Annotated in this window: 5 protein-coding genes; all 5 read right to left on the bottom strand. The window is 73.3% G+C overall.

What is annotated here, in order from left to right; genetic code table 11:
- Positions 1–568: 568 nt before the first annotated feature.
- The 5 genes from tyrS to ACFTZA_RS03375 all read right to left on the bottom strand — a co-directional run bounded on the left by tyrS (position 569) and on the right by ACFTZA_RS03375 (position 6,104).
- Complete coding sequence (gene tyrS, locus ACFTZA_RS03395) at positions 569–1,831, bottom strand: tyrosine--tRNA ligase (RefSeq protein ID WP_378190743.1); 1,263 nt, start codon at positions 1,829–1,831, stop codon at positions 569–571.
- Between the two features lie 120 nt (positions 1,832–1,951).
- Positions 1,952–2,638 (bottom strand): DNA-3-methyladenine glycosylase, encoded by a 687-nt coding sequence (locus ACFTZA_RS03390; RefSeq protein ID WP_378190741.1) that lies wholly within the window; start codon positions 2,636–2,638, stop codon positions 1,952–1,954.
- Between the two features lie 122 nt (positions 2,639–2,760).
- A complete protein-coding gene (locus tag ACFTZA_RS03385) occupies positions 2,761–3,306 on the bottom strand; it encodes a uridine kinase (protein WP_378190739.1) in 546 nt (181 codons plus the stop codon).
- Between the two features lie 97 nt (positions 3,307–3,403).
- Positions 3,404–4,834, bottom strand: a complete 1,431-nt coding sequence (gene argH / locus ACFTZA_RS03380; RefSeq protein ID WP_378190737.1) for an argininosuccinate lyase — start codon at positions 4,832–4,834, stop codon at positions 3,404–3,406.
- Between the two features lie 40 nt (positions 4,835–4,874).
- Positions 4,875–6,104: an argininosuccinate synthase gene (locus tag ACFTZA_RS03375; RefSeq protein WP_378190735.1), complete on the bottom strand. Its 1,230-nt coding sequence runs from the start codon at positions 6,102–6,104 to the stop codon at positions 4,875–4,877.
- Positions 6,105–6,133 lie beyond the last annotated feature (29 nt).

The following is a 6,133-nucleotide window of genomic DNA, read 5'->3' as shown; positions in this document are numbered from 1 at the left end:
CCCGAACGAGGCAACAGCCAGCCATGCCCACGAGGACAAAAATTGGCATTGACTAACAAGCACACTGTTGAGTTCTCAAACAACCGACACACACCAACTCAGCCAGACCACCAGGGCCCAACCTCGCTTGGGGCAACTTCTCTACCCTACCAGGCCCTCCCGCCGCTCTCCAACTCGTCCTTGCGGGCGGGTGTGGAGCCGGCCGGTGACCCGGCGCCCTCGACCGGCTCCGGCGCACAGGGCGTTCCGGTCCGAAAAGAGGGAGGGGACCGCCCGGGGGACCAGCCACCCGGCGCCTGCTCCGAAGAGCCGGTCCGTGGTGTCCGTTCCTCCCTGCCGGGCGAACGTCGAGAACACTACACGCGGTGCGTCCGGGTGCCAAATCCGCGGAATCCCGCGGCAGACGCCGGCGGAGAACCCGCAGATTCCCGCGCCGACCGCGCCGTCGACGCGAGCGTGCGACCTGTCGGACGACCGTCCGCCGACCGGCGCGACGGGCCGCCTCCACCGCGGGCGGGCACACCCGTGCACGGGACGCCGGCGCCGCCACGGTCCTCCGACCGGGTGCTCAGTCCTCGACGACCCCGACGCCGAGCGTCTTCTTCCCGCGACGCACCACCGCGTACCGACCGTGCAGGAGGTGCTCCGCCGTCACGACCGCGTCCTCGTCCGCGACCTTGACGTTGTTGAGGTACGCACCGCCCTCCGCCACCGCACGCCGGGCAGCGCCCTTCGACGCGACGAGGCCCGAGCCCACCAGCAGGTCGACCACCGGATCCCCCACGCGCACCGTGGTCCGCGGCAGCTCGTCGACGGCGGCCGCGAGGGTCGGCTCGTCCAGGCCCGCCAGCTCGCCCCGCCCGAACAAGGCCTGGCTCGCCGCGACGACCGCCGCCGTCGCCTCGGCACCGTGCACGAGGGTCGTGACGTCGTTCGCCAGCGTGCGCTGCGCCTCGCGTGCGCCCGGCCGCTCGCGGACCGCGGTCTCGAGCTCCGCGATCTCCTCGCGCGTGCGGAAGGTGAAGATCTTCAGCCAGCCCACGACGTCGTCGTCCGCGGCGTTGAGCCAGTACTGGTAGAAGGCGTACGGACTCATCATGTCCGGTGCGAGCCAGACGGCACCGCCCTCGGTCTTGCCGAACTTGGTGCCGTCCGCCTTGGTAATGAGCGGCGTCGTGAGGACGTGCACGCCCGCGCCCTCGGTCTTGCGGACGAGCTCGACGCCCGACAGCAGGTTGCCCCACTGGTCGTTGCCGCCGGTCTGCAGCGTGACGCCGTGCCGGCGGTAGAGCTCGAGGAAGTCGATCCCCTGGAGGATCTGGTAGCTGAACTCGGTGAAGCTGATGCCCTCCTCCGAGCGCAGCCGGCGCGCCACGGTGTCCTTCGCGAGCATCGTGCCGAGGCGGTAGTGCTTGCCGACGTCGCGCAGGAAGTCGATCGCGGACAGCTCGGAGATCCAGTCGAGGTTGTTCACGAGCCGCGCGGGGTTCTCCCCCTCGAAGTCGAGGAAGCGCGACACCTGCGACGCGAGCCGCTCGGTCCACTCCGCGACCGTCTCCTTGGTGTTGAGCACCCGCTCCCCCGACTGCCGAGGGTCGCCGATCATCCCGGTCGCCCCGCCCACGAGGGCGATAGGCCGGTGGCCCGCCCGCTGCAGGTGCCGCAGCACGACGAGCTGGACGAGGTGGCCGTGGTGCAGGCTCGGAGCCGTCGGGTCGAAGCCGCAGTAGTACGTGATCGGGCCCTCGGCCAGCGCGGCGCGCAGCGCGGCCTCGTCGGTGGACTGCGCCACCAGGCCTCGCCATTGCAGCTCGTCGAGAACGTCGTCCACTACCACTCCTTCGTCGAGCCCCCGTCGCTCGGGGGCGTGCAGCGCGGCCCGGACGGGCCGCCGGACCTAGTGTGCCGTGCCGGGGCGGTCGCCGCCCCGACCGTCACCGCGGACCGATGCTCAGCGTGCGCGGGCGCTGACCCGCCGGTACGGCGAGACGGTCGGGTCGTCCGTCAGCCAGTACCGCCAGGGGTACAGCGTGCCGTCGCCCCCGTCCCCCGAGACGCCGACACGCGGTCCGGACGCGATCGCGGGACGGGAGGCGCCGGCCGGCCGGTGGAGCACGAGCGTGCCGACGGGGTCGGTGAGCTCTGCCCCGTACAGCCGCAGGTCGAGGTCCAGCGCGACCGCCAGCCGCGCGGGGCCGCGGGCGATCTGCCGGTCGGAGTCGCACCGCCCCGCCGCGGTCCGTCGCGCCCGCGCGAGCCCCGTGCCCTCCACGACCTCGCCCGCGCGCAGCAGGACGGCCGAGGCGAGCCCGACCGGGCCGGTGACGACGTTCACGCAGTGGTGCAGGCCGAGGTGGCGGTAGACGTACAGGCGCCCCGGGTCACCGAACATGGCGCGGTTGCGCTCGGTACGACCGCGGAACGCGTGCGACCCGGGGTCGCGCTCGCCGTCGTACGCCTCGACCTCGGTGATGCGCAGGGTGACGTCGCCGTCCCCGCTCCGGCGCGTGAGGTACGCGCCGAGCAGGTCGCGCGCGACGTCGTGCACGTCACGCGCGTACCAGGCGCGACCAGGAACGTCCCACGGTTCCACGACGGCCGTCCCCGCCGCGCTCGGCGCGCCGTCAGGTCCGGTCATCCCGCCTCCCGTGGTCGCCCGGGACCACCTGGCCCGGGTACGTCGTCCCGGGACAGGGTACGCCGGGCAGGGTGCGAGCCTCGCGCCGCGCCCGCCTCGCACATCTGACCGGGCCGCCGAGATCACGCGACCGGACGGCCGAAGGCGTCCAGCAGCACGTCCGCGCGCTCGCGCGTGCGGTGGCGGGCGTAGTGCTCGCGCTCGGTCTCCATCCACGCGAGCCAGTGCGCCCGAGCGTCCTCGCCGTCGCGGTCGAGGCCGCGGCGCAGCCGGAGGTCGTCGGCGGCCTCGACCCAGACGCGCAGGGACGCGACGGCGTCCGCCTCCCGCCGCGCCGACCCGCACCCCTCGACGACGAGGTACGGCGCGGACGGCACGTCGTGCCACTCGGCGAAGCGGTCGAGCCCCCAGTCGAACCGGCGGTAGCGGCCCGGGCGCCCCGCGGCGAGGGGACGCAGCACCCACGCGTCCAGCCGGTCCCAGGCGGGCTCGAGGCCTTGCCAGCCCTCGTACAGGTCGTCCATGTGGAGCACCTGCGCGGGCAGCGCCGCGCCGAGCTGTGCGGCGAGCGTCGTCTTGCCCGACCCGGCGGGGCCGTCCACGACGACGAGCCGCGTGCCACGCGCCGCCTCCTCCCCCGGTCCGGCGGCAGGGACCGGGGGTGCCACGGGGCGGAGCCGAGGGGGCGCGTCGCGCACTCGGCGCACGAGGTCCGCGAGGACCGCGGGGCCGACGCTCACGCGTGTCCCGTCGCCGGCACCGCGATCAGCCCTGGGCCCAGAACCGGAACTCCGCGGAGCGTTCCCGGGCCGACTCCAGCTGCTCGGCGACCCGCACGGGTGCGGTACCGCCCACGGCGTCGCGCGACGCGAGCGAGCCCTCGACGCTCAGCACCTCGCGCACCTCGGGCGTGAGGTGCTCCGAGATGGCCGCGAGGTCGTCGTCCGACAGGTCCCACAGCTCGATCCCGCGCTCCTCGCACGCCCGCACGCACGCGCCGGCCACCTCGTGCGCCACGCGGAAGGGCACGCCCTGGCGCACGAGCCACTCGGCGACGTCGGTTGCGAGCGAGAAGCCCTGCGGCGCGAGCGACGCCATGCGCTCGGTGTCGAAGGTCAGGGTCGCGACCATCCCCGAGAAGGCGGGCAGGAGCACCTCGAGCGTGTCGACCTGGTCGAACACCGGCTCCTTGTCCTCCTGCAGGTCGCGGTTGTACGCGAGCGGGAGCCCCTTGAGCGTCGTCAGCAGGCCTGTGAGGTCGCCGACGAGCCGCCCCGCCTTGCCGCGCGCGAGCTCGGCGACGTCGGGGTTCTTCTTCTGCGGCATGATGCTCGACCCCGTGGAGTAGGCGTCGTCCAGGCGCACGAAGCCGAACTCCTTGGTCGCCCAGAGGATCACCTCCTCCGCGAGGCGCGACAGGTCGACGCCGACCATCGCGGCGACGAACGCGAACTCGGCGACGACGTCGCGCGACGCCGTGCCGTCGATCGAGTTCTCGACCGGGCCGTCGAACCCGAGCTCGACCGCCACCGCCGCCGGGTCCAGCCCGAGCGAGCTGCCCGCGAGCGCCCCCGACCCGTACGGCGAGCGGGCGGCGCGCACGTCCCAGTCGACGAGGCGGTCGACGTCGCGCAGCAGCGGCCACGCGTGCGCGAGCAGGTGGTGCGCGAGCAGCACGGGCTGCGCGTGCTGCAGGTGCGTGCGGCCCGGCATCGCGGCGTCCGGGTGCGCCGCGGCCTGCGCGACCAGCGCGTCGACGACGTCGAGCACGAGGCCCGCGATGGTGCGGGCCTCGTCACGCAGGTACATGCGCGCGAGCGTCGCGATCTGGTCGTTGCGCGAGCGCCCGGCGCGGAGCTTGCCGCCGAGCTCCGGGCCGGCGCGCTCGATGAGCCCGCGCTCGAGGGCCGTGTGCACGTCCTCGTCGTCGTCGGCCGCGACGAAAGCGCCGGAGGCGACGTCCTCACGCAGCCGGTCGAGCGCGGCGAGCATGCCGTCGAGCTCGTCGTCGTCGAGCAGACGCGCGGCGTGCAGCACCTTCGCGTGGGCCTTCGACCCGGCGATGTCCTGGCCCGCGAGGCGCCAGTCGAAGTGCGTGCTCTTGCTCAGGGCCGCCAGCGCGTCGGACGGGCCGCCGGCGAAGCGTCCGCCCCACAGGCTGACGCGCCCGGGCTCGTCGTGGTCGGTGTCGGTCATCGGTCCTCCGCAGCGGTCGAGGGGTACGGGCGCGGGGCCCTCAGAGGGCGGCCGTGCCGAGGTCCACGCCGTTGCCGAACTTCTCGTCGCGCGCGGCGGCGAGCTTGGCGGTGAGGCCGTAGATCTCGATGAAGCCCTTGGCCTGCGACTGGTCGAACGAGTCGCCCTCGTCGTAGGTCGCGAGGTTGAAGTCGTACAGGCTCGCCTCGGAGCGGCGGCCCGTGACGGTCGCGCGCCCGCCGTGCAGGACGAGGCGGACGTCGCCGGAGACGTAGCGCTGCGTGTCGTCGATGAAGACGTCGAGCGACTTCTTCAGCGGGCTGAACCACATGCCGTCGTAGACGAGCTCGGTCCAGCGCTGCTCGACGCCCCGCTTGAAGCGGGCCTGCTCGCGCTCGACGGTGACGTTCTCGAGCTCCTGGTGGGCGGCGATGAGCGCGATCGCGCCCGGCGCCTCGTACACCTCGCGCGACTTGATGCCCACGAGGCGGTCCTCGACGATGTCGATCCGGCCGACGCCCTGGGCGCCCGCGCGACGGTTCATCTCCTGGATCGCCTGCAGCGGCGTGACGGCGACCCCGTCGAGGGCGACCGGGATCCCCTGCTCGAACGTGATGATCACCTCGTCGGCGACCGGGGGGAACGTCGGGTCGTCCGTGTAGTTGTAGACGTCCTTGGTCGGCGCGTTCCAGATGTCCTCGAGGAAGCCGGTCTCGACGGCGCGGCCCCAGACGTTCTGGTCGATCGAGAACGGGTTGTGCTTGGTCGTGGCGATGGGCAGCGCGTGCTTCTCCGCGTAGTCGATCGCCTTCTCGCGCGTGAGCGCGAGGTCGCGCACGGGGGCGATGGTGCGCAGCTCGGGTGCGAGCGACGTCGTGGCGACCTCGAACCGCACCTGGTCGTTGCCCTTGCCGGTGCAGCCGTGCGCCACGGTCGTCGCGCCGAACTGGCGGGCGGCGCGGACCATGTGCTTGACGATCACGGGGCGCGACAGCGCCGAGACGAGCGGGTACCGGTCGAGGTACAGGCCGTTCGCGCGGAGCGCCGGCATGCAGTACTCGGCCGCGAACTCGTCGCGCGCGTCGGCGACGTAGGCCTCGACGGCGCCGCAGTCGAGGGCGCGCTGGCGGATGACCTCGAGGTCCTCCCCGCCCTGGCCGACGTCGACCGCGACGGCGACGACCTCGGCGCCCGTCGCCTCCGCGATCCAGCCGATGGCGACGGAGGTGTCCAGGCCGCCCGAGTAGGCGAGCACGACGCGTTCAGTCATGACGATCTCTTTCTGTACGTGGTGGTCTG

The organism is Cellulosimicrobium sp. NPDC057127, assembly GCF_042670945.1.
Taxonomy (GTDB): Bacteria; Actinomycetota; Actinomycetes; order Actinomycetales; family Cellulomonadaceae; genus Cellulosimicrobium.
Note: the sequence above shows the minus strand (reverse complement) of the source record. Positions and strands in the feature narration are given on the sequence as shown.